Annotated in this window: 23 protein-coding genes and 1 riboswitch; of the genes, 9 read left to right on the top strand and 14 right to left on the bottom strand. The window is 60.2% G+C overall.

All coding sequences use genetic code 11. From position 1 onward, the window contains the following. Positions 1–354 precede the first annotated feature (354 nt). Positions 355–1,905, top strand: coding sequence for a glycogen synthase GlgA (gene glgA, locus NW862_RS11500; protein WP_414336905.1), 1,551 nt, complete (start codon positions 355–357; stop codon positions 1,903–1,905). Between the two features lie 44 nt (positions 1,906–1,949). Further along, positions 1,950–2,567 carry a hypothetical protein gene (locus NW862_RS11505; protein ID WP_414334486.1) on the top strand — a complete coding sequence of 206 codons (618 nt, stop codon included), beginning with the start codon at positions 1,950–1,952 and terminating at the stop codon, positions 2,565–2,567. On the opposite strand, the gene rsmD is transcribed toward NW862_RS11505, so the two are convergent. The 4 genes from rsmD to NW862_RS11525 all read right to left on the bottom strand — a co-directional run bounded on the left by rsmD (position 2,564) and on the right by NW862_RS11525 (position 5,830). Next, positions 2,564–3,115 carry a 16S rRNA (guanine(966)-N(2))-methyltransferase RsmD gene (rsmD, locus tag NW862_RS11510; protein WP_414334488.1) on the bottom strand — a complete coding sequence of 184 codons (552 nt, stop codon included), beginning with the start codon at positions 3,113–3,115 and terminating at the stop codon, positions 2,564–2,566. The two genes, NW862_RS11505 and rsmD, sit on opposite strands and share 4 nt — an antisense overlap. Before the next feature lie 9 nt (positions 3,116–3,124). Further along, positions 3,125–4,012, bottom strand: coding sequence for a Sll0314/Alr1548 family TPR repeat-containing protein (locus NW862_RS11515; RefSeq protein WP_414348741.1), 888 nt, complete (start codon positions 4,010–4,012; stop codon positions 3,125–3,127). Positions 4,013–4,074: 62 nt separating this feature from the next. Further along, complete coding sequence (locus tag NW862_RS11520; RefSeq protein ID WP_414334518.1) at positions 4,075–4,836, bottom strand: HEAT repeat domain-containing protein; 762 nt, start codon at positions 4,834–4,836, stop codon at positions 4,075–4,077. Positions 4,837–5,281: 445 nt separating this feature from the next. After that, complete coding sequence (locus NW862_RS11525) at positions 5,282–5,830, bottom strand: DUF4079 domain-containing protein (protein WP_414334492.1); 549 nt, start codon at positions 5,828–5,830, stop codon at positions 5,282–5,284. Positions 5,831–6,032: 202 nt separating this feature from the next. On the opposite strand from NW862_RS11525, the gene NW862_RS11530 reads away from it, so the two are divergent. Together NW862_RS11530 and NW862_RS11535 are read left to right on the top strand one after the other, a co-directional pair. Further along, positions 6,033–6,518 (top strand): phycobilisome linker polypeptide, encoded by a 486-nt coding sequence (locus NW862_RS11530; RefSeq protein WP_414334493.1) that lies wholly within the window; start codon positions 6,033–6,035, stop codon positions 6,516–6,518. A gap of 441 nt (positions 6,519–6,959) precedes the next feature. After that, positions 6,960–9,122, top strand: coding sequence for a polysaccharide deacetylase family protein (locus tag NW862_RS11535; protein WP_414427202.1), 2,163 nt, complete (start codon positions 6,960–6,962; stop codon positions 9,120–9,122). A gap of 2 nt (positions 9,123–9,124) precedes the next feature. Here the strand turns inward: NW862_RS11535 and NW862_RS11540 are convergent, their stop codons facing one another. From NW862_RS11540 to NW862_RS11585, 10 genes are all read right to left on the bottom strand, one after another. Further along, the gene (locus tag NW862_RS11540; RefSeq protein WP_414427197.1) at positions 9,125–10,300 is read right to left on the bottom strand and encodes an alpha-D-ribose 1-methylphosphonate 5-triphosphate diphosphatase; all 1,176 of its coding nucleotides are present in this window, start codon (positions 10,298–10,300) and stop codon (positions 9,125–9,127) included. Further along, on the bottom strand, positions 10,281–10,976 hold the full coding sequence (locus NW862_RS11545) for an ATP-binding cassette domain-containing protein (protein WP_414334497.1): 696 nt from the start codon (positions 10,974–10,976) through the stop codon (positions 10,281–10,283). Before NW862_RS11545 ends, NW862_RS11540 begins: the two co-directional genes overlap by 20 nt. 4 nt (positions 10,977–10,980) lie before the next feature. After that, positions 10,981–11,748 (bottom strand): ATP-binding cassette domain-containing protein, encoded by a 768-nt coding sequence (locus tag NW862_RS11550; RefSeq protein WP_414334499.1) that lies wholly within the window; start codon positions 11,746–11,748, stop codon positions 10,981–10,983. Beyond that, positions 11,741–12,607 carry an alpha-D-ribose 1-methylphosphonate 5-phosphate C-P-lyase PhnJ gene (locus NW862_RS11555; protein ID WP_414334500.1) on the bottom strand — a complete coding sequence of 289 codons (867 nt, stop codon included), beginning with the start codon at positions 12,605–12,607 and terminating at the stop codon, positions 11,741–11,743. The genes NW862_RS11550 and NW862_RS11555 overlap by 8 nt, the downstream gene beginning before the upstream one ends. Continuing rightward, positions 12,597–13,613, bottom strand: a complete 1,017-nt coding sequence (locus NW862_RS11560) for a carbon-phosphorus lyase complex subunit PhnI (RefSeq protein WP_414334502.1) — start codon at positions 13,611–13,613, stop codon at positions 12,597–12,599. Before NW862_RS11560 ends, NW862_RS11555 begins: the two co-directional genes overlap by 11 nt. Continuing rightward, positions 13,613–14,155 carry a phosphonate C-P lyase system protein PhnH gene (gene phnH, locus NW862_RS11565; RefSeq protein ID WP_414368420.1) on the bottom strand — a complete coding sequence of 181 codons (543 nt, stop codon included), beginning with the start codon at positions 14,153–14,155 and terminating at the stop codon, positions 13,613–13,615. The genes NW862_RS11560 and phnH overlap by 1 nt, the downstream gene beginning before the upstream one ends. Continuing rightward, positions 14,152–14,571: a phosphonate C-P lyase system protein PhnG gene (gene phnG, locus NW862_RS11570; protein WP_414334505.1), complete on the bottom strand. Its 420-nt coding sequence runs from the start codon at positions 14,569–14,571 to the stop codon at positions 14,152–14,154. The genes phnH and phnG overlap by 4 nt, the downstream gene beginning before the upstream one ends. Positions 14,572–14,580: 9 nt before the next feature. Beyond that, positions 14,581–15,423 (bottom strand): phosphonate ABC transporter, permease protein PhnE, encoded by an 843-nt coding sequence (phnE, locus tag NW862_RS11575; protein WP_414427198.1) that lies wholly within the window; start codon positions 15,421–15,423, stop codon positions 14,581–14,583. Then, positions 15,368–16,264: a phosphonate ABC transporter substrate-binding protein gene (gene phnD / locus NW862_RS11580; RefSeq protein WP_414348735.1), complete on the bottom strand. Its 897-nt coding sequence runs from the start codon at positions 16,262–16,264 to the stop codon at positions 15,368–15,370. Before phnD ends, phnE begins: the two co-directional genes overlap by 56 nt. 67 nt (positions 16,265–16,331) lie before the next feature. Further along, on the bottom strand, positions 16,332–17,123 hold the full coding sequence (locus NW862_RS11585) for a phosphonate ABC transporter ATP-binding protein (RefSeq protein WP_414334510.1): 792 nt from the start codon (positions 17,121–17,123) through the stop codon (positions 16,332–16,334). Positions 17,124–17,316: 193 nt separating this feature from the next. On the opposite strand from NW862_RS11585, the gene hisIE reads away from it, so the two are divergent. The 5 genes from hisIE to NW862_RS11610 all read left to right on the top strand — a co-directional run bounded on the left by hisIE (position 17,317) and on the right by NW862_RS11610 (position 21,407). Beyond that, complete coding sequence (gene hisIE / locus NW862_RS11590) at positions 17,317–18,012, top strand: bifunctional phosphoribosyl-AMP cyclohydrolase/phosphoribosyl-ATP diphosphatase HisIE (protein ID WP_414427199.1); 696 nt, start codon at positions 17,317–17,319, stop codon at positions 18,010–18,012. Continuing rightward, complete coding sequence (locus NW862_RS11595; RefSeq protein WP_414427200.1) at positions 17,972–18,658, top strand: DUF1997 domain-containing protein; 687 nt, start codon at positions 17,972–17,974, stop codon at positions 18,656–18,658. The genes hisIE and NW862_RS11595 overlap by 41 nt, the downstream gene beginning before the upstream one ends. Positions 18,659–18,700: 42 nt before the next feature. After that, a riboswitch (Fluoride riboswitch) is annotated at positions 18,701–18,794 on the top strand. Between the two features lie 148 nt (positions 18,795–18,942). Beyond that, on the top strand, positions 18,943–20,538 hold the full coding sequence (locus NW862_RS11600; protein ID WP_414427201.1) for a cation:proton antiporter: 1,596 nt from the start codon (positions 18,943–18,945) through the stop codon (positions 20,536–20,538). 48 nt (positions 20,539–20,586) lie between these two features. After that, positions 20,587–21,018 carry a fluoride efflux transporter CrcB gene (crcB, locus tag NW862_RS11605; RefSeq protein WP_414348806.1) on the top strand — a complete coding sequence of 144 codons (432 nt, stop codon included), beginning with the start codon at positions 20,587–20,589 and terminating at the stop codon, positions 21,016–21,018. Positions 21,019–21,062: 44 nt separating this feature from the next. Next, a complete protein-coding gene (locus tag NW862_RS11610) occupies positions 21,063–21,407 on the top strand; it encodes a DUF190 domain-containing protein (RefSeq protein ID WP_414348805.1) in 345 nt (114 codons plus the stop codon). Positions 21,408–21,549 lie beyond the last annotated feature (142 nt).

A 21,549-nucleotide genomic window follows, 5' to 3' on the forward strand; every position in this document is an offset into this window, starting at 1 on the left:
ATAAACACGAATCTGTCGCGCTTGAGCCAGTCATCGACGATGTCGAACCATCCTCGCTCCTGGCGTACGCGCCCTACTGCGATGGTCATAGGACGATCTTCTCCAGAAAAAAGACAACCGATGAAACCAATAAAGTGCAATGCAGCAGCGCTCATAGTATTTCTGAGCGGCACTGTCCTTCTATCTTACGAAAAATTAATAAATTGCAACACCTTCTCAGGATAAGGCTCTGCCCCGGCTTGGCCGGCATAGGGATCCCTTGTGTTTTAGGATGGGGAGGGTTTTGGCCGAGGGAACTGGGCCGGGAGCCGTCCGCCTCAGCAAGACAAAGGTCATCGCGATAGGGAGGGCATTGTGGTGCAAGCCAGGATTTTGTTTGCAGCGGCGGAGGCAGCACCCCTGGCAAAGGTGGGGGGCATGGCGGATGTGGTGGGATCCCTGCCCGTCGTTTTGCGCAAGCTGGGGCAGGATGTGCGCATCATCATGCCCCTGTACGGGTTTCTCTGGGACAAGTTCGGCCCGGAACCGGAGCAATATCCCCGCTCCAAGGATCCCATCTGGTCCAAACAGGTCATGGGCCAGGTGGCCGATATTTACGAAAGCGTTTTGCCCGGCACCGATGTGCCCCTCTACCTGGTCAGCCACTATTGTTTTGCCCCCCACCGCATTTACTACGGCGAGGACGAGTTCTGGCGCTTTACTTTTTTTGCCAACGCCGTGGCCGAATTTGCCTGGACCTACTACCCTTGGAAACCCAACATCATCCACTGCCACGACTGGCACACCGGCATGATCCCGGCCTGGATGCACCAGGCTCCTGACATCGGCACCGTCTTCACCATTCACAACCTGGCCTATCAAGGGCCTTGGCGTTGGCAACTGGAACGCATGACCTGGCTGCCCTGGTATTTTTCCGCCCACAACACCATGGCTGCCGGGATCCTCTATGCCGACCAGGTGAATACGGTTTCGCCCACCTATGCGATGGAGATCCGCACCCCTCTGCATGGAGAGGGCCTACAGGATCTGCTGGCCTGGAAAGGGGAGCGCCTGCGGGGGATCCTGAATGGGATCGACACCGAGCAGTTCGATCCCCGCACCGATCCCGCTCTCGAGGCCAACTTCAGCGTTGATGATCTGAGCGGTCGGGCGGTGAACAAAGCTGCGTTACAGGCCCGCCTGGGCTTGACCGTCAACCCTGACGTATTCCTGCTGGGCATGGTGGCCCGTTTGGTGGAACAGAAAGGGATCGACTTGCTCATCCAAACCCTGGATCGCTTTTTGGCCTATAGCGATTCACAATTTGTCTTGCTGGGCAGCGGCGAAGCCTACTACGAGGGGCGGATCCGGGAGATGGCCGAGCGGCACCCGGGCAGAATGGCCTATCAACAGGGTTACCAGCCGCAACTGGCCCAGTTGATCTACGGAGGAGCCGATGCCTTTTTGATGCCCAGCCGCTTTGAACCCTGTGGCATCAGCCAGATGATCGCCATGCGTTATGGGTGTGTACCCATCGTCCGCCGTACGGGGGGGCTGGTGGATACCGTCAGCCATCATATTCCCAGCAAGGGAACCGGCACCGGCTACTGCTTTGATCGCTACGAAGCCCTGGACTTCTACACCTGCTTGGCGCGGGCTTGGGAGGCCTTTCAGCACAAAGACACCTGGCAGGCGCTGCAAAAGCGGGGCATGGCCACCGATTTCAGTTGGCATCGCTCGGCGCTGGAATACCTGCGCATGTACGAGCTGATTATGAACTTGCCGCTGAGGCCGGAAAAGACCTCCTCTCAGGCTCAACCCGCCCCATCCCTGCCCAGTTCCACTCCCGCCAAGGCTGCGCAGCCACCTCCTCGGCAACCCCTGGCTGAGGGGATCCCTGAGCTGCAGCAGAGCCACGCAGAGTGAGGTAGAGTGGAACGGGTCAACGAGGTTTTGAGGGTTACCTGCCAATGTTCGGACGACGTCCCGCTGTTGTCGGCCAAAGTCGGCGCCAAGAGGCCGCTGCCCAGGGGCTCAACCTTCTGCGCCGTTCTTGGGCGCGGCTGGCTTTCGGCTTGTTGCTCGGCCTTGTCCTGGGCGCGGGCTCGAGTCTCTGGGCCACGGCTCAAGAGCTGCCCGCCGGACAGCAGCTCGTTCCCAACCCGCAGCAGTTTCGCGCTCTCGAGCAACCCAGCAATGCCCTCAGTGTGTTGCGAGCTGAACAATTGGCCGCCGAAGCCGATGCCGCCATCCAAGCGCAAAACTACGACCAGGCCATCCAGCTTCTGCAACAGGTGTTCGACGCCTACAACCAGCGCTCCAACTACCACCAAGATCTCTCCCGTGCCTTCGCCGGGATCCAAAACCGCATCTCCGAAGAGCAGCGGGAGCTGGCCCGCGTTGCTGCCCAGGCTCGGGATCAGGCTGCCTACGATTTGGCCGTGGTCTATCGGGCTGCCGGACGTCCTGAGGAGGCCGTGGGCTGGTTGATCCAGGTCATCAAGAGCCAGACTCCAACCCGGGAGCTGGGCACCCAGGCCTACCAGCAGCTTCTGGAAATTGGCTTTGTCAGCACTCCCTTCCCCTAGCGCTGCTCTTCCAGCTTGCGATAGAAAGCCAGCGCCGTTTGCCCATAGGCCCGCTGGTCAAAGCGCAGCAGGGATCCCATCTGGTCGGGTAGCTCCTGGCCGCTGCGATGCTCGACGATCAAAGTTCCGCCTGGCTTGAGCAAGGGCGGGATCAGCGGCAGCAGGGGGGCGTACAGACCCGCCGCGTAGGGAGGAGCAAAGTAGACGTAATCAAAAGGCTCCAAACCCAGCCCTCGGCTGAGCAGCTTGCGGGCATCTCCCTGGATCACCTGAAAAGCTTGCCCCGGCTGGGCCACCTTGGTCCAGTTGGCCTGGATAAGGCGACAGGCAGAGGCGGCGATCTCGATCCCGGCCACAAAAGCAGCCCCCTGGCACAGGGCCTCTGCCCCCACCGTACCGGCCCCACAGCAGAGATCCAGCCAGCGACAGCCTTCCACCTGCCCTCGCAAGATGTTGAACAAGGCTTGCCTCACCCGCCCAGGGGTGGGTCGAGTGCCAAGACCTGCGGGAGTCTGGAGCGCCCGTCTGCCGCTGATGCGCAAGCCCATAGGCATCTATCAAGGGGTAGGTGTGGCAGGCAACTGGCCGGTCAACCCGCTGCGCTGGGCGGCGCGATCCCGTTCCATCTGGATTTGCGACACCAAAGCTTTAGGCAACTGGGCAGAAGCCTGCAGAGCTTGATCGAAAAGGGGGACAGCCTCCCGGTCTTGCCCCTTGGCAACCAAAATTTGCGCCTTGAGGTAGTAGAGCTCCGGGTTGTTGCAGGAAGCAGCAATGGCCCGATCCACCGCCTCCAAGGCCTCGTCAAAGCGCTGCATATCCCGATAGGCCAGAGCTTGGCCGCGGTAGGACAAATACTCAGGCGCCGCCAGGCGAAATTGATCCAACGCCTTCTCCCGGTAGGTCAGCAGCAAATCCATATAGCCGTTGAGAAGATTCAACTCAGGGTCGCTGCTGTCCACAGCCTGGGCGGCCCGGATGGACGCAAACAATTGGTTGAGGGTGGGCAATGCCTTGGGCAAGCCGAGCACCACCCCCTCCCGCACCACGATGTTGGCCGCCTCCAACCCATAGCCCACCCCCTCATACAGGTTGCCGCGCAAGGGATCCGTCTTTTTCAGCTCGGCGGCCACCTGGCGGGTTTGGGTGGCCAACTGGGCAAAAGCATCCAGATCCCCCTCTTGGTAGGCCAGCGCCGCCAGCAGGGCATAGACCATCGGCTCTGCGGGAGAGGACTTCTTGGCCACTTCCAGCTTTTCCCGGCTCTGGCTGTAGCGGCCCGCGCAGAAGAACTCCTCAAACGCCGCAGCCACTTCCGGGCTGATGGGGCGGGCATTGGCCCCGCTGCGAAACGGATCCTGGGCCCAAACCGGCAAGGCGGATCCCCATACCCAGCACAGGATCCCCACCAGCTTGGCCCCTCTGCTGAACTTGTCGCTTCTCATCCTCTGTGCCTCAACACCCACTGGGACCGGTCTAGCGAATCGGCGCGTGCTTGACCTGCTCTTCAGCGCAGCAGTTGCGCAATCGCAGCAATGGCCGCATCCTGAACCAACTCGTTGGGCTCGTAGGCCAGCAGATCGTGTAAGGGATCCAGAGCGCGCGGATCCCCAATTTGGCCGAGGGCGCGGGCTGCTGCCTCCCGCACCACCGGTTCTCCATCCGCAAGCTTGGTCAGCAAAGCCGGCACCGCCTCAACCGCCCGCATTTGCCCCAGCTGGTAGATGGTTTGCAGTTGGGCCTCCAGGGGAGTTGCTGCAACCGTGGGAGCCGAGCTATACACAGAGATACCTGAAGAGCTGCCATAGGAGTAGCCGCTGCCCGCCATCGAGATGGCCGAGAGAGCCTGCAGCGCCTCTAGGGCACGATATCGCTCTGTCTCGCTCATCTGAGGCAGTTGGGCCACCAGATCATCAAAAGCTCGCTGTACAGGATCGGCAGCCTGGTGGGCAATGCGGGTTAAGTGGCGGTCAGCCTGTACCTGCTGCCAAGACTGAAACGCTGCCAGACCTGCCACCACCAAAGCCGCATCGGCCAAAACAGCCAGCAGCGCCATTCCCCCCCAGATCTTGCTGCGACGGCTGAGCTTTCGCATCTGCTTATCCACGTAGCTAAAGGCCTGGTGCTGCCGTTCCCAGAAGTCGGGGGCCACCTGCAGAGTTTGGGCACTCAGATCGGGAGACAGAAGGTTTTCCTCGCGGGCTACCTCCAAGCTTTGTAGCCTTTGGTTCAAGCGAGAAAATTGTTTCGTCCAGAGCCAAGTAAACATCAAGTCACACCCTCCCTCCAAGCTTGCCCATAGCGGCTGGTGCTGTCACTCGGTGTCAGGCAAAGTTTGCCGACCCTTCCCTGCCATAAAGGTGAACTTATGCGCCAGGATAGCAAAAGCACCGGCTCCCCACCACCCAGTCTTTAACTTGAACTTGGGGTTGCAGGATGTCACTCATTGTAGACAGGCCGGCGAAGGGTGCCGACCGCGTCAGCGGGACGGAGTCCTTGGGGTTGACCGTACTTGCGTGAGTGCTAAGCACCACTTCGCGACCGAGGGAAGCCGCAGTCTTCCCTTCTCTTTTGAGCAACAAGGGGAGTGAGGACTTGACGAGCTTGGGGGGGAACAAGCCCAAAGGCTACGGGCTACTATGCCTCATAGTTTGGCCGGAGCACTCTGGGGTTTACAGGCATCACGATGTCTGAGTTCCCCAAAGGTCTGTAGATTACAAGGACAAGCCCAGCTTGACTCCAAGCAGGGCATGGACCAGTAGCACACACAGGATGAAGCTGCCCACATAGGCATGGGTGGTGCGCAGGGCCTCGCGGTTGCCCCCAAAGCCGCTGAGAGACAAAGCGCCATTGGCCGCCAACAACAGCAACACCAGGGATCCCGTCCAAAAATGGGGGCTGCTCAGCAGGGGCTGGCCCTGCATGACCAAGGAGAGAAGGCCGCCGGTGTAGCCCAAGGCAATGAAGGTGGCCATCCAGGGAGCCAATTTGCGGTGATCCAAGAGCGGCTTTTGGGCCGATTCCGGCAGGGATCCCTCTGGCGTTGTGGAGGCGGCTGCCAGGCGCAAGACCCGCCCCCGCCAACCGGTCAGGCCGACGAAGCTGCCCATGACCACCACCACAATGCCCATCATCAGAGGATGTCCCCATTGCACAATGGGCTGGGGCAGGTTGAAGCCGGCAAAAAACTGGGCCACTGGCTGCAAGGCAGCCGTCAACTCATCCGAAGTTGCCGACAGATCGGGCAGAGCCACACTCAGCATAGGGATCCCTCCACCTTTGGGACAACTACAACTTTTTAACCAGTCTCCTTAACAAATCTACAACAAACCCACCTTCGATGACAGATGCCGGTGGAAAGCTTCAGGGGATGCAGCCGCAACGGTAAAATATCTAGCGGTGAAGCCGTGGTCGGCCACAGATCCTCGGCTACCGCCTGCTAACGAGCAAAACGGAGTTATTCACATGGCCAAGTTGTTGTTGGGGGATCAATCCTTTGAAGTCGAGCTGCTGACGGATGTGCCCACCAATTGGCCTGGAATTAAAGTCATGTCCAAGGGAGCTAAGCTGGATATCCCGGCGGGAACAGTGGTGAGGGTGGAGTCAGAAGATGACCATGTAACCGGCTCCTACAAGGTGGTTTATCGTTTGGCTCCCGCCTATCCCCGCAGTTGGCGGCTGCTTTTGGAGCGGGAGAGCGCGGCTCCTGCACCTCAGGCGGAAGCGGCCCCAGCCGCTCAGGTCGCCCCCTCGGCGGCCTCGTCCCTACCCAACAGCGACAAGATTTTCACCCTCAAAGTGTCCGGTTTGGTGGGAGGGGGCGTGCGCAAGAGCGTTGTCGAGTACAAAGTGCCCTTCAGCCGCCTTTCTCAAGAAGTGAAGCGCATCACCCAAAGGGGGGGCAAGATCGTCAGCATTACAGAGTCCAATCTGTTGAGCAACCTTGAGTAGGGCCCAGCTCCCCCTCTGGGGTCTGTCTCCAAGGCTGCCGATCCAGGCCCCTTCAGCCCAAGCGGCTTTGACGGGCGCTCCCTGCTGTTTTTCCGGCGGCGATTGCATGGGTATCCCCAATCGGAAGAGAGGGGTGGTAGTCTGGCGTTGGTTTTGCCCTTGTCTGGGGGTAGGCTTTGGGTGGGAAAAGGCATTCCAGCAAGGGCTCAACTCTTGCGCTTGAGCGCCGATAACACCATCGGGAGTGGGGAGGAGGTCATGACGTCTCGGCAGCATCCGACGCGCTTGGGAGGGTCGATACCCCAAGGCAATTCAGGCTCCAGATCGACAAGGGGATCCCAGCCGTACTCCTCGCCCACTCCACGACAAAGCCTTTCCGATTCCTCTCGGCATGCGCCGGCAAAGTCTCGACCTAGGGTGCTCCCCTTTCTAAACTTGCTGGTGATCCTGCTGGGATTTGGGACCGGCGCCCTGGTGGCCTGGGCAACCGCTCATCCCAACTGGGCCAGCCGCCTGCCGGCGCTCTTGCCGCCTCTGGCCGAGATCCCTGCCCCCCGCGCCCAGGCCAAGGCAGCCCAACAGCGCCCGCCCCTCCCCCAAGAGCCGCAACTGCAGCGGGATCCTTTTGCGTTGGATCCCTTGGCCAGCCTCTCCTACGTGCCCGCCATCATGTATCACGATGTGGTGGCTGGCCGCAAAGAGGTCTGGTTTGACACCACAGCGGCGGAGCTGCGGCAGCACTTTGAGGCCATCAAGCAGGCGGGGCTGACCCCCATCCACATCGACCAACTCTACAAACACCTGCGGGACGGGGATCCCTTACCGGAAAAAGCCATCCTGCTCACCTTCGACGACGCTTACCTGGGCCTGTACGAGAACGCCTACCCGCTGCTGAAGGAGTACAACTACCCTGCCACCTATTTTGTGCAGACCGGCTTTGTCGGCGTGCCCACCAGCAAAGACCACTTCACCTGGGATCAGATGCGGGAGATGGATGCCAGCGGGCTGATTGACTTTGCCGCCCACACCGTCAACCATCCCCCCGACCTGCGGCTGCTGGACGATGCCCGCCTGCGGCGAGAGGTGTTGGACTGCAAGACCAAGCTGGAGCAGGAGCTGGGCCACCCCATCCACTACTTCGCCTATCCGGAAGGCAATCGGGACGAGCGGGTGAAGCAATACCTGGCGGAGGCGGGTTACTGGATGTCCTTTACGATGGATCCCGGCTTTACGGGACAGTCGCCCAACTTGCTGGAGGTGCGCCGCTTTAACCAGTTTCGCCTCACCGAGGCCATTATCGGCGCCCGCACCTTCACCCTTGGCCGCAGCCCCGACTACTGGCTGGATGGAACGCAACCCTTGACCCTGACCGATGAGGTGATCGACAGGGTGCGGGTGCTAACCATCCGCGGCGGACGGGCAGCTACAGTGCACGCGGAGCGGCGCTACGAGGTAAGAACCCTAGTCCAGCGCTACCAGGCCGATGCCGGCATTAACGGCAGCTTCTTCTCCATCCCTTGGATTAACTCGGCCAGCAACGTCATGGTGGGGCCGGTGATGGCCGCCAACCACAAGACTTTCATCCCCGGTCGCCCCGAAGACGACAAGGTGGTGCGCGGTCGTCCCCTGGTGCTGCTGGGCAGGGATCGGCTGCGCTTTGTACCCTTTGATCCCGACACCATGACCCAGCTCGACAACCTTCGCCAGCTCATGCCGGATGTCACGGATCTGTTTGTGGCGGGCTTGTGGCTGGTTAAGGATGGCCGCGCCCTCTCTCCGAGGGAGATCGACTCGTTTCGCCTCTCCAGCGCCGCCGAGTTTCGCCCCCGCGCCTTTTTTGGCGTAGACAACCAGGATCAGGTGGTGATCGGGGTTACCAAAACCCACGTCAACGCCGCCATCCTGGCCAGCCTATTGCCCAAAATCGGGATCCGTGAGGCGGTGCTGCTGGACTCTGGCTTCAGCACCTCACTGGTCTACCAAGGGGAGATCCTCGCCACCGGCCATGCCGGCCCCAACCAGCCCAGCCGCCCTGTCCCCCACGCCATTTTGCTCTACGACCTAACCCGTCTGTGGAGGGAGGATCCCCGCCCGCAGGAAAGGGCCGCTTCCACAACCGATCGGGTGGAAGGGCTGGTGCAGCTTCTGCCGGCTAGCGACCAAGATGCAGCCAAAGCCTACCTGAACAGCGTTCTGGCCGGCCAGCGCACCCTCAAGCGGGGGGAGCGGGGCCCGGCCGTGGTGGCGGTGCAACTGGGCTTAAGCCGCCTGGCCGCTCAGCAGGGACGGCTGGATCTGCTCCCCTCTGGCCCTGATGGGGTATATGGCAATGAGGTGGCCCAGGCAGTGGCAGAGTTGCTGTTGGCCGAACCTGGGCTGGGCGAGACGGGATCCCCGCAAGCGATCCCCACTCCCCTGGTGGCGGGAACGGCAACCCCATCCAGCGGCGGGGACGCCATCGATGCTCAACTGCTGCAACGGCTGCTGGAGCGGGTTAATCTCGCCCCGGCCTCTGTGTTGGTGGATACCCGTCTGGAGCGGCCAACTTGGCCTCTGGAGCACAAGCCGACCCGGAAGCTGCTGCCGAGAGCGGCTCTAGAGTAGAGTTAGGGGGCCTCGACTCTGGACCCAACTCCTTGGGGATCCAGCCCTCCCTGCCAACCTAGGCCATTGCGGAGAAAGACAGGTCTGCCGGCAACAAACACGCCCATAACCCGGAAGGGCTTCTCCCGCAAGATCACCAGGTCGGCCCTCAGCCCTGGACAAAGAGCCCCCCGATCCTGGAGGCCAACGGCCTGGGCGGGGTTGCGGCTGACCAAGGCTATGGCCTGGGGCAACTCCAAAGCCTGCTTCTCCGCCAGGGCAAAGGCAGCTCTTAGCGCAGTAGCCGGCGAGTAGTCGGTGGCCAGAGCACCTAGGGATCCCGCCTTCAGGGCTTGCAGGGCGGAGAGATTGCCCACATGGGAGGATCCCCTAAGGGCGTTGGGGGCCCCCATGACCACCAGCAAGCCCAACTGTTGGGCTTCGCCAGCGGCCTCCAGCGTGACCGGGAACTCGCTAATCTTTACGCCCAGCTTGGCCATCAACTGAACCTTGTCAGAGGAATCGTCGTCATGGGAAGCCAGCGTGACTCCCCGCTCTTTTGCCTGCTGGGCCAGCTCGGCAAGGGCAGGGAGAACTTCTAGCTGGGATGGGTTCCTGAGGCTGGCGGCAACCTCCTCAGGCTGCTGGCCCAGGTGACGGGCCATATAGCGAACGTAGTCTTCTAGGGTCGGGAACTGGCCTTGGCCAGGCGTGTGATCCATAAACGAAAGGAGATCCACCCAACCTTGGCTGAGGGCGTGGCGAACGGCTGCTGCTCCCAAGGGGCGAGAGACTTCGTAGCGGGCATGGATCCGCAAGTCCAGCGACAAATGGGAACGCAGGGCAACCAATTGCTCGGCCAGGGCCAAAGCGGTCTCCGGGCTGCGCCAACCGGGCAGGCCCTCCCAAAAGGACAGGGTGACAAAAGCAGTGGTCATGCCTGCTGCCAGAGCTCGGTTTTCCCAAACCTCCAGGGCCATCTCGGCAGCCAACTGTACCCCTGGCCGCGGCTCCAGCTCCGGCTCTAGACTGTCGGCGTGGAGATCGATGACGCCAGGGACGAGGGTTAAGCCCTGTAAAGGGATTCCTTCGTCCACCTGCCCTTCTCGAATCTCGGCAATCCACTCCCCCTCCAGCCGCAGGGATCCCAGCGGGAGCACTTGGTCAGGGAGAACCAGCTTAAGTCCGGACAGCCACATCTTGCTTCTCCTCCAGGTGGTAGGTTTTGTCCACCAAGCCCGCCACGTCTTCTGGCGAGTGGAAAACGCCAACAAGCGCAGTTCCCTGCTGCTTCAGAAGGCGAAGGCGCTCCCGCAGAGCTTTCCTGGCCCCTGCATCCAAGCTGGCCGTGGGCTCATCCAACAGCAGCAAGGGATAGGGATGAATGAGCGAGCGGGCCAGGTTGAGCTTTTGTTTTTCGCCCCCAGAGAAACCCGTGGGGAAAGCCTCCAGTAACTCGGGCTTCAGGTTCAGCTCTAGGAGCAGCTCTGCCGCCCGCTGCCGTGCTCGGCTTTCTTCTACACCTCGCCACAGCAGCGGCTCCGCCACCAGCTCCAGGGCGGTGGTGCGGGGTCGGGGATCCAGAAACTGGCTGACATAGCCGATGTGCTCCCGCCGGATCCACAAGATCTCGCGATCCCCCAAACGCGCCAGATCCACCCTTCCGCGAGGAGTCTGCAGAAGGATCTGCCCCCCTGTGGGACAGTAGCTGCGATAGAGCGTCCGCAACAGGGAAGACTTGCCGGCGCCATTGGGGCCCTCTAGGAGCAGCAACTCCCCTGCTTGTAGGGAGAAGCTCACCTGTCTGAAAGCCAGAACCTCCCGTCCCAGCCGGTGCAGGAAAAACCGCTTTTCCAAATCGATAACTTGCAGCATCTCTCTACAGCCTTGCGGCAACCAAATCCTGAGTAAAGGGGTGGCGGGGATCCTCCAGCACCTGGTCGGCGAGGCCTTCTTCTACCACCTCTCCCTGGTGCAAAACCACAATGCGATCCGCCAATGCCCGTACCACCGAGAGATCGTGGCTAACCAAAATCAGACTCATCCCCAACTGCCGCTTGAGGCGGCGTAGGGTGTCCAAGAAGGTTGCCTGCACCAGCAAATCTAAGCCAGTCGTTGGCTCGTCCAAGAGGATGGCCGTTGGCTCTTGAGCCAAGGCTTTGGCAATCTGCACCCGCTGCCGCTCCCCTCCCGAAAGGAAAGTAGGCGGATCCCCAGCCCGCTCCAGGGGGAAGTCTGCCCTCTCCAAAGCTGCCTGCGCTTCCTTTTGCAAAACCCCAAATCGTCGTTCCCCCTTGAGCACAAGGGGCTCAGCAACATTGGTTAGGGCGGCAAAGCCCATGCGCAGGGCCTGGGCAGCTTCTTGATAAACCATGGCCAAGTGGCGCCGCGCCGCAGGTCGCTCGTAGGGAGAAAGCGACAGCAGATTACACCCCTCCCAGCCGGGGATGTTGAGCCAGTATTCCCCTTGCGCCATCTCCTGGAGATAGAGAATTCTCAAAAGGGTGCTCTTGCCGCTGCCAGAAGCCCCCACCACCCCCAGCACCTCCTGGGGATAGAGCTTGAGGCTGACGTTCTTGAGGGCCCAGCGATCCCCGTAGGCTTTCCAAACCTTGACCAGTTCCAGCAAAGGCCTTTCTTCAACCATGCTGCTTCTCCCCAAATAAAGGCCCACTTTCTTTGCCAGCTAGGAGTTTTTCCATATAGCCCTGGTCGGAGATCTCGTAGGCCAAGCTGCCATCCTCCTGGGGAATGGCGTTGAGAAAGACGTGGCGGCAACCCGTGCGGCGGCAGGATCCCACAATGGGTTCCGGCTGGAAGGGTCGATCCACAAAGGCCAGAGGTTCTACCTGCGTGTAAGGGGGGACAGCGTAGATCCGCTTTTCCCGACCGGCGCCAAAGAGCGTGATGTGGGCTGCCTGGTGCAGCTTGGGCAGATCCCAGCGGGGCAGGGGACTGGGATCCATCACATAGCGGCCGTGCACCAGAACGGGATAGGCTGCTCCCTTGCGGCTGTGGCCGTAGTGCAAGTGTTCTTCAAACAGGTCCACCCAAAGCAGGCTGTAGTCCCCCAGGGCATGCAGCTCCCGCGCCTTGGCATCGGAAGGCTCCACGTAGCGCAGGGGTTCAGGGATCGGGACTTGCAGGATCAAGATTTGTCCTTCTTGCAGTCGCTCCTCCGGGATGCGGTGACGGCTTTGGATGAGGGTTGCTTCCAAAGCATCGGTGGTGGTTCGAGCTCCGCTGACGTGGGCAATGAAGCGGCGCAAGTTGGCAGCATTAACCGAGTCATCCGCTCCTTGGTCGATGACCTTCACCACATCTTCCGGCCCCACGAGGCTGAGAGTAAGCTGCAGGCCGCCCGTGCCCCAGCCGCGGGCCAGGGGCATCTCTCGGCTGGCAAAGGGAACTTGATATGCCGGTATGGCCAAAGCCTTGAGAACCTTGCGCCGAATTTCTCGCTTGGCTTCAGGATCCAAGTAGGCGTAGCTGTGCTTAGGGTTCAAGAGCAGCCTCCTGATGGCTCATCCAATTGCTGAAGAACGTTACATAGTGAGGCAGTTTGTAGTGCAGGGCAAAGCCCGAAGCCTCCACGGGATCCGTGTGTACCAGAACAAACTCCTCGCTGCGGGCCGGATGGGTGGGGCGATCCATCTCCAAATCCAACATTGCGCCCGCGATAACCCGCCCCTCGTTCCAGCCCAAGCTGGCAGCAAAGCCTAAGCGGTATCCCTTCTCCCCATGCCCGACGACTTCTGCAAAGGCCAAGCGGATCCGCCCCAGGCGAAAGCTGCCTCCCCGCACCGGGTGGATAGCCCGCACCTCGAGATAGCCCACCCCCAACTCCGCCACTGTTGGGTGGGTGTGGACGTTGTAGGCCCGCATGGCGCTGTAGGCGAGGGCCAGGAGTCCTCCGGTGTCCCCTCGCGCCAAAGCTTGCAGGCGATGGGCTCTTGGCGCCGGAAACAGCAGCGGCTGCCGCGTTAGATCCGGGATCTCTTCCTCTAAGTCTTTCTCTGCCACTGGATCTTCTTCCAGCAGGCCTTGCTCTTTTAGCCAGGTTCGCACCGAAGGGTAGCGCTGGGGAGCAGCCGTGGTCTCTGGCTCCACCCCTTGGGTTCCGGAAAAACCCAGCAGACGCAGGCTGTAGTCGAGGGTGGGGCCGAGGACTTGGCCGCCGGGAATGCTCTTGAAGGCTGAAGAAAGCCGTCGCACCAGGAGCAAATCTTCTTTTTTCTGAAGCTGCGCTTTGCCCAGGCGAGGAAGGGTAGTTCGATGAGCTCGCAAAAGCAGCAGCGCTTCGTAGAGATCGCCCCCTGTCTGGGCCAAGGCCTCAGCAGCCAGCTCTGGAGCCCAGAGGCCAGCTTCCGCCATCACCTGATCCAAAAGATAGGGCAAGTAGCTGGCCAGGCCCTTACTCGACTGACCTGCCCCCCTCGGCAACAATTCGCGAAAAAGGGCTTCGGCATTGAGAATGGCCTCCTGACTGCCCCGCGCCACCACGTAGCCCATCAACCCACCTCCACACTTCGCGGTATGCCTACTACATGCTGCCCGTCGGTAAGCAAGATGTCCACTCCCAAAGGGTAGGCCGAGATCTGGGAGCGCAGCCGCCAAAAAGCAGGGGGCAAATCCACAGCCAAGCACACCTCCCCAGCAATGCCGGGGCCCTTGAAGACAAGAGGGGATCCCTGGCCCCAGCCAGTTCCCAGGATGAGAGTTGCCCCGCTCTCCGGCTCCAGGTAGGTGCCCCTCTTGAGAAGCGAGAGGGTTTCCCAACCGGCAGGCAAATCCGCCAGCCGCTCGGCAAAGACGAAGTCCGCCGCCTCCAAGGCCACAGGCCGGGGAGCCTGACCGCGCAGATCTAAGAGCAGCCAGTCTGGCGCCCAAACCCCCACATTCCCATCCACCAGGGTAATCGCAATGAGGCGGAAGGCTTGGCGCAGCGAGTGAGCTGGCAAGCGCCAAAGCCGGCCAGGGTAGCTCAGCGCCATCACCAAGGTTCGGAAGACCTGTTGGCTTTGCCGTTCGGCTGCGGGCATGGGCACGCTCATAGCGTCTCCACCTCCAAGCGCGTGGTGGCCACCTTGCGCCAGAGGCGCTCATCCTTCTCCTGGAGATGTTCCTGAGCTTCCAGGGCCAAGGCCTGGATCCGATCTTCAGCAATCCCCGCCTGCAACGCGGCATCCAGGTAAGCCAGGGAGCGGGCCAGGCGCGGCCGTTCCCCCAGCACTATTCCATAGCCTTCCACTCCCTTTCGGGGGAAGCGCAGCCAAACCTCGTAAACCAAGACTTCTCCCAGATAAAACGGCGTACCGCTGCGCGAGTCCTGGAAGGGGAGCAACAGCAGGCCCGCTCCTTCCTTCAGCTTCTGGCTAGCTCCCAGAGCGGGCCGTACCTCCCGCGCCAGAGCCACAACTGTCTTTTCGGGAGCCTCCTGCAGCAGCTCCAGGATTTCAAGAGCCTGCACCCTCACCTCCTATACCAGGGATTGGCGAATTCGCGCCGAGACCTTGTCGATTGTAAACACGGTTAGCAGGATGAGCAAAATGATGGTGGCGGCGTCCTGAAAGCGGAAGGCCCGCACCGTCTGCATCAGATCGAAGCCGATGCCACCAGCTCCCACCAAGCCCAAGACTGTTGCCGAGCGCACATTGACCTCAAACAGGTAGAGCGTCACCGAGTAGAAAGCTGGGGCCACCTGCGGCCAAAAGCCATAGACAAGAACCAGCAGAGGATGGGAGCCCGTAGCCCTCACGGCCTCCACCTGCCCCATATCCACCGTCTCAATGGCCTCGGAGAGCAACTTGCCTGCCACTCCAGCCGTGTGCAGCGTCAACGCCATGATCCCTGGGAGAGGCCCCAAGCCAATGGCAGCCACAAAAACCAGGGCCAAAACCAGCTCGTTGAGTCCCCTGAGGATATCCATCAGCCCGCGGACAGCCAGATAGACCACAGGAGAGCGGATGACATTCTTGGATCCCAGGAAGGCCAAGGGAAGCACAAAGAAGGTGGCCAGAAAAGTGCCCCAGAAAGCCATGATCAGGGTCTGGAGCAAAGAGTAAAGAAAAGCTGGCAGAAAGTGCAGGCTGGGCGGAAAGAAGCGAGCGACAAAGGCAGCACTCCTCCCCAACCCAGCCAGCAACTTGACTGGTGAGATCTCAGCCGGCCCTGCCGTCAGCAGGAGAGCCAGAAGGATCATCCCGACTAGGAGAACACCGAGGCGATCTCTCCGTTTGAGCTCTGCCGGTAAGGGGGGCAGTTTCTTAGAGTTGGCACTCAGGTTGCTTAAGAGCATTGTTAACCTTGCGGAAGGGATCATAATCTTTGTCGCTGGCCGGCTCAAAACCCTTGAGACCGCGAGCTTCTAGCCATTGCTTGCCTTCCGGTGTGTTCTCGTACTCTAGGTAGGCCGTGCGGATGGCTTCTTTGAGGTCTTCCGGCAGGTCTTTGCGGTAGGCCCAGGGAGAGGAAGGGATCGGATCGGACTTCCAGATCACCTCAAAATCTTCCAAACCCTTAATTTGGCCCTTCTTGGTGGCAATGCTGATCCCGGTATCCCAAGTCACCCCCACGGGAATGGTTCCCTGAGAGACTCCCAGGATAACCGACTCATGGTTGCCGGCAAAGGCAACTTGTTTAAAGTACTCCTTGGGCTTGATCTTGGCCTCTAGACAGAAGTAAGCCATGGGCACCTTGAAACCAGAAGTGCTCTCCGGGTCAACGAAAGCAAAATCTTTGCCCTTGGCAGCTTCTAGAGTTGTAATGCCACTGCCCTTCTTGGAAATCATCAGAGAGTGGTAAACAGTGCCCGAGCGAACAGAATCTTCCTTCACAAAGGCTTCGATGGGGGCATTGGCTTTTTCAATCGCATCGACGTAAGAGGCGGGCCCATAAAAAGCAACGTGGGTCTTCCCTTCCGCCTGGGAGAGCATCACAGCCGTGTAGTCACCAGCCACGAACAAACGCACCGGGATCCCCAATCTCTCTTTGAGGTAGTTCAGGAAAGGCGCATAGCGGGCTTCGTAATCAGCAGCACTCTCCACCGGCACTTCAGCAATGACCAGCTCCTTGGGCCAGTTCTGCTTCTGCGCCAACACCGGCACCCAACTGGCAAAGCCCAATAGGAAAGCCGCTAGAGCCAAAACCTTCCTTCTCCGCATGAGTATTCTCCTCTGCAGCTGACTTGAAATTGAAATTGATTGAAGTTGAGTTTGAGCTTACCTGTCCTCAAGCCGTCAAGGCTGAGGGCAACCCTCCGAGGGTTTGAGAGGCTTCCTCCTCCCCGAAGTAGAGATCCTTCTCTTTTTCAGGGGTGAGAGCCGAGACTGGCCCATCAAAGAAAACCTGCCCATCCTTGAAGGCAACAACTCGGTTGGCGTAATGGCGCACCATCTCCAGGTGATGCAGGGTCACTAGGAGCGGGATGCCTTGCCGACAAACCATTCCCAGCAGTAAATCCATGATCACCTGCGCATTTTTGGGATCCAAAGCCGAGATGGGTTCATCTGCCAGGATCAGCGCCGGCTCTTGGATCAAGGCGCGAGCAATGCCCACCCGCTGCTGCTGTCCCCCCGAAAGAGCATCGGCCCTCTGCCAGGCGTGCTCGAGAAGCCCCACCTCCTCCAGTAGCCTTTCTGCTTGGGCCAGATCTTGCTCCGAGAACTGCCGCAGCAAGCCCTGGGTAAGATTCAGGTGGGGCAGGCGCCCAATCAGGACGTTCTCCAAGACAGTCAGGCGGCCAATGAGCTGAAAAGTCTGGTAGATCATGCCCGTGCGCTTGCGCACCTGCTGCAGCCCCTCTCCTCCGCCTTCGTGGAGGGGGAAAGAGCCAACCCAGACTTTTCCAACGCTGGGCCTAACCATTCCCTTCAGGAGCTTAAGGAGGGTGGACTTCCCAGCGCCAGAGGGGCCAATCAGGGCCACAACCTGGGCTCCATCGCCAAACAAGTCGAGGCAAACCCCTCTTAGGGCAACTTTGTTTTTAAAGGTGACCCAGAGGTTTTCTACCCGGATGCGCATTGCTCTCCCTCGGCGCGTGAAAGCCCGGTATCAAACTTAGCAGCTTGACTTTAAGTCACAACTAAAACCAGGTTAAGCCCAGATTAAGATCCCCCTAGCGGCAACAAAAGCCGGGCTGGGCAGGAGGAGGTACCCTGGGGAGAGCTGGCTTTGCTATCTTGCTTTTTATGCTCTCTTTGGATTCCTGCCCTCTATGGTTGCTGCCTCGGACTCCATTCCTTCAGCGGATCCGCCCCGCGCTCTTCTGCCGGAGGGGATCGCTCATCTGGACAGCCTCCGCTACAACGAACAGGGTTTGATCCCGGCCATTGTGCAGGACTACCTGGACGGGACGGTGCTGATGATGGCCTGGATGAACCGGGAATCGCTGCAGAAAACGCTGGAGACAGGCCGCACCTGGTTCTGGAGCCGCTCCCGCCAGTCGCTCTGGCCCAAGGGGGAAACTTCTGGCCATGTGCAGTGGGTCAAACAAATCCGCTACGACTGCGACAGCGACGCGCTGGTCATTTTGGCGGAGCAGGTGGGAGATGCGGCCTGCCACACAGGAGCGCGGAGCTGCTTCTTCCGCACCCTCCCAGAGAAGGAAGGGGATCCCATCCCGGCCGCCGATACCCTGTCGCAGGTGTTTGCCGTGATCAAGGCCCGCCAGGCGGATCCCCGTCCCGATTCCTACACCAGCAGCCTGCTGGCCAAGGGAGACAACGCCATCCTGAAAAAACTCGGCGAGGAGACGGCTGAAGTGGTGATGGCGGCAAAAGAGGGGGACAAGACCGCCCTGGCCCGCGAGGTGGCGGATCTCTGGTACCACTGCCTCGTGGCTCTTGCTCACTATCAGGTGGATATTCGGGATGTCTATCGCCAACTCCAAGCCCGTCGTTCCCCTCGGTGAAGGGGCTCTGTCCGAGAAGGGGGAGCCGCTTTTGGCGGAGATGGATCACCCCCCATCTTTAGATCAACCGACAGCCAAGGTTCACTTGGATGTGCAGGCTGGGCGACGGGGCCAAGTGGATCTGGAGACCGATTGGGAGACTTTGGCCCGTTACCTGCGCGGCCATGGCCAGTGGATCCAGCGCTGCTTCCGGCCATTGCAGGTGGAGCCCCTCTCTGCCGACACCTACAAGCTGCAGTTTTTCCGCATGGGTGGGCTGGGGTTTGAGCTGGAGCCCTGCTTTGGGGTGAAGATCTGGCCGGAGGAAGATTACCTGTTTCGGCTGACTTCGACTGAGCTGCCGGGGGAGGCCGCCCTGCCCTATCGGGTAGATTGCCAGGCCAGTTTCCGGCTGGAGGAGCTACCGGGATCCCCTGCCACTACCCGCGTCCACTGGGATCTTCATCTCGATATCCGGCTGCATTTGCCCAAGTTTTTGCAAGTTCTGCCGCGCAAGTTGGTTCAGAGAGTGGGCAGCCAGGTGGTGCAGCAGGTTACCCGCGGCCTCAGCGATCGCTTTACCCACAATGTCTGCAGCGATTTCTATGGCTCCATTGGCCGTCCCCATCACTCCTATCGCTTGGTTGTGGTGGAAGACAAGGCGTGATACCCTATGGGTCAACGTGAGTGAGTTGTCGGTCAGCTTGCTCCGGCAACCGGTGATGGGGTTCACCGTAACCGCCTCAGGCAGGTTCTAAGAATTCTCTAAATCCAAGGCTGAGGCTGATGACTCCTACTCTTCTGGGCAGATCCAGGGGGTGGGAGTCTTTGATCTTGGGTTACCACCCCACAGCCCCCAAGGCTCTACTTCCCTCTGGGCTGCCCTTCACCATCCGGACGGCAAAGAGAGAGGTTTTGTTGATGCTGGGCAGTTGGCTGTGGATCTTAGGGATGGGCTTTTTTGTCGGCCAGATTGGGGGCCGGCTGGGGATGCCGCCACTAGTGGGGATGATTCTGGTCGGGATCCTGTTGCAAGAGGTCTTGTCCCCAGAGCTGTTGGCGGCAGCCGGGGATCTGCGCCTAGTGGCCGTCACGATCATCCTCATGAGGGCGGGCCTGGGGCTGGATTGGGAAAAGCTGGCCCAGCAGGGATCCGTGGCCCTGCGGCTGGGGTTTTTGCCGGCAGCCTGTGAGGCGGTGGCAGTGGCGCTCTTGAGCCGCTGGATCCTGGGGCTGGACTGGGGGACGGGGCTGCTTTTGGGCTGCGTGCTCGGGGCGGAGTCGCCGGCGGTGATTGTGCCAGGGATGCTGCGCCTCAAGAGCCTGGGCTGGGGGGTGACCAAAGGGATCCCGGACGCCATTTTGACCGGCAGCGCCCTTTCCGATGTGCTGCTGTTGCTGGGCTTTAGCCTGTTGCTGAGCTTTTTGGGGCAGGGATCTGCCCAGAGCCTTCGCCTGCAGTGGCTGCCGTTCCAGGTGGGGATGGAGATCCTGCTGGGGGTGGCGGTGGGCTACCTGGGGGCGCGGGTTTTGGTGGCCCTCTTGGTACAGCAGAACTGGACTCGCAACAGCACGCAAGAGGTGCTGCTGGCGGCCTGCCTGGCGCTGGGCTTGGTGCTGGCGTCGCAGGTGTGGCCCTATTTTTCCGGCTACCTGGCGGTGATGGCCCTAGGGTTTTTCCTCGTCCAACTGGATGGGCCGCTGGCGCGGCGGCTGCGGCTTGGGTTCGACGCCCTCTGGACGGTGGCGGAGATCGTGCTGTTTGTCCTGCTGGGGGCCTCTTTGGATCTGCAGGTACTGGGATCCCTGCTCTTGCCCGGTTTGCTGCTTTTGACCCTGAGCCTGCTGTTGGGCCGAGGCCTGGGCTGGTGGCTTTCCACCCTGGGGAGCAACTGGAACTGGCGGGAGCGGCTCTTTTTGCTGCCGGGCAACATGGCCAAAGCCACGGTGCAGGCGGCCATCGGCGGCATCCCCTTAGCCCAGGGGATCCCCGGCGGGGAGACAATCCTCGCCCTAGCGGCCCTGTCGATTTTGACCACAGCTCCCCTGGGAGCTTGGCTAACCCAGGTTTTTGCCCCTCGCCTATTGGAAAAGGGAGAGGTGGATCCCACCAAGGTGGGCAGCCAGGGTAAGGTGAGCTTCTTGGCCGCTGTGGATACCTCTCCCTTGGCTGAGGCGGTGCTGCGCAAGGCAGCGGATCTGGCGCGGCGGGTGGATGGGGAAGTGATTGTGCTCCATGTTACCGATGAGCCCCAGGGGAAGGGGGTGGAAGCGTTGCGGCAGCTTGCCCAGCGTCTTTTGGCGGATATTCGCCACGAATTTTGCCTGGCTTCTGGCCCCCTGGCGGAGACCATCGTGGATGTGGCCCAGGAGCGGCAGGTTACCGACATAGTCATGGGCAAGCGGGGCCACCGCGGTTGGGAGCAAGTGTTGGTGGGATCCACTTCCCAAGCAGTGTTGGAGACCAGCTCCATTCCGGTGATTTTGGTAGAAGAAGAGGAGTTCGGAAAAACAAGAAATGCCATCGTAGGAGCGAACCAAGGTTGAGGGCTCGTCCTTTTGGAATTGTTTTGTCAGCCTAGCCGAGGAGATGTGATGAGTCTGCAATCGGTGTGGACTTACCTAAGTCAGGAGTTAGCCTCTCCGCTTTTGAGAGTTCCTTTGGCGGTGGCTTTGGGGGCCATTGGTGGATCCCTGAGCCGCTACTATCTCTCTGTCTGGTTTGCGGAGCGATTTGGCCCCAGTTTTCCCTACGGAACTTTGATCATCAACCTGTCGGGCTGTTTTGTTATGGGCTGGTTTGCCACCCTGGCCATGAAGCGACCCGAGATCTCACCGGAATTTCGCCTGCTGTTTGGAGTTGGCTTTTTGGGTTCCTACACCACCTTTTCCACCTATGAGTTGGATACCTTTAACCTCTGGCAGCAGCATCGCTTTGTAACTGGTTTTGTCTATTGGTTTGGCTCCTGTTTATTAGGAGCTCTGGCGATGGAACTTGGGATCCTGTTGGCGAGACTGTGGCGATAGCAACAAGGATTTAAAAAATTTAAGCGGAAAAGAGAGCTCCAAGCATGCTAGACAATGAACCCGAAGTCTACAAGTTAGATATCTACATTGGCGAGTCGGATCACTGGCAAAATAAGCCTCTCTACCTGGCTCTGCTGGAGCTGGCCCGTCGGCGGGGCATGGCGGGAGGTACGGTGGTGAGAGCCATTGCCGGTTTTGGCCGCAACAGCCACATTCGCAGCAGCAACCTTCTCGAACTTTCCACAGATCTGCCTATTTTGGTAACGTTTATCGACACGCCGGAGAAAATTAAAGCCTTTCTGCCGGATGTTAAAAATCTGGTGCGCGACGGTCTAGTTACTTGCCACAGCGTCCAAGTATTCCATCACGCTCCTCAGCACCAACCCTAGTCCCAATCCCCAATTGGATTTCCCATCCTCAGGAGCTGGTTATGCCCGATTCCCCTTGGCGCTTCATTGTTTTGCTGGGGATCGTCAGCCTCTGCGCCGACGCCACCTACGAGGGGGCCCGCAGCATCTCCGGAGCTTTTTT

The organism is Synechococcus sp. H55.8, from assembly GCF_047462375.1.
Taxonomy (GTDB): domain Bacteria; phylum Cyanobacteriota; class Cyanobacteriia; order Thermostichales; family Thermostichaceae; genus Thermostichus.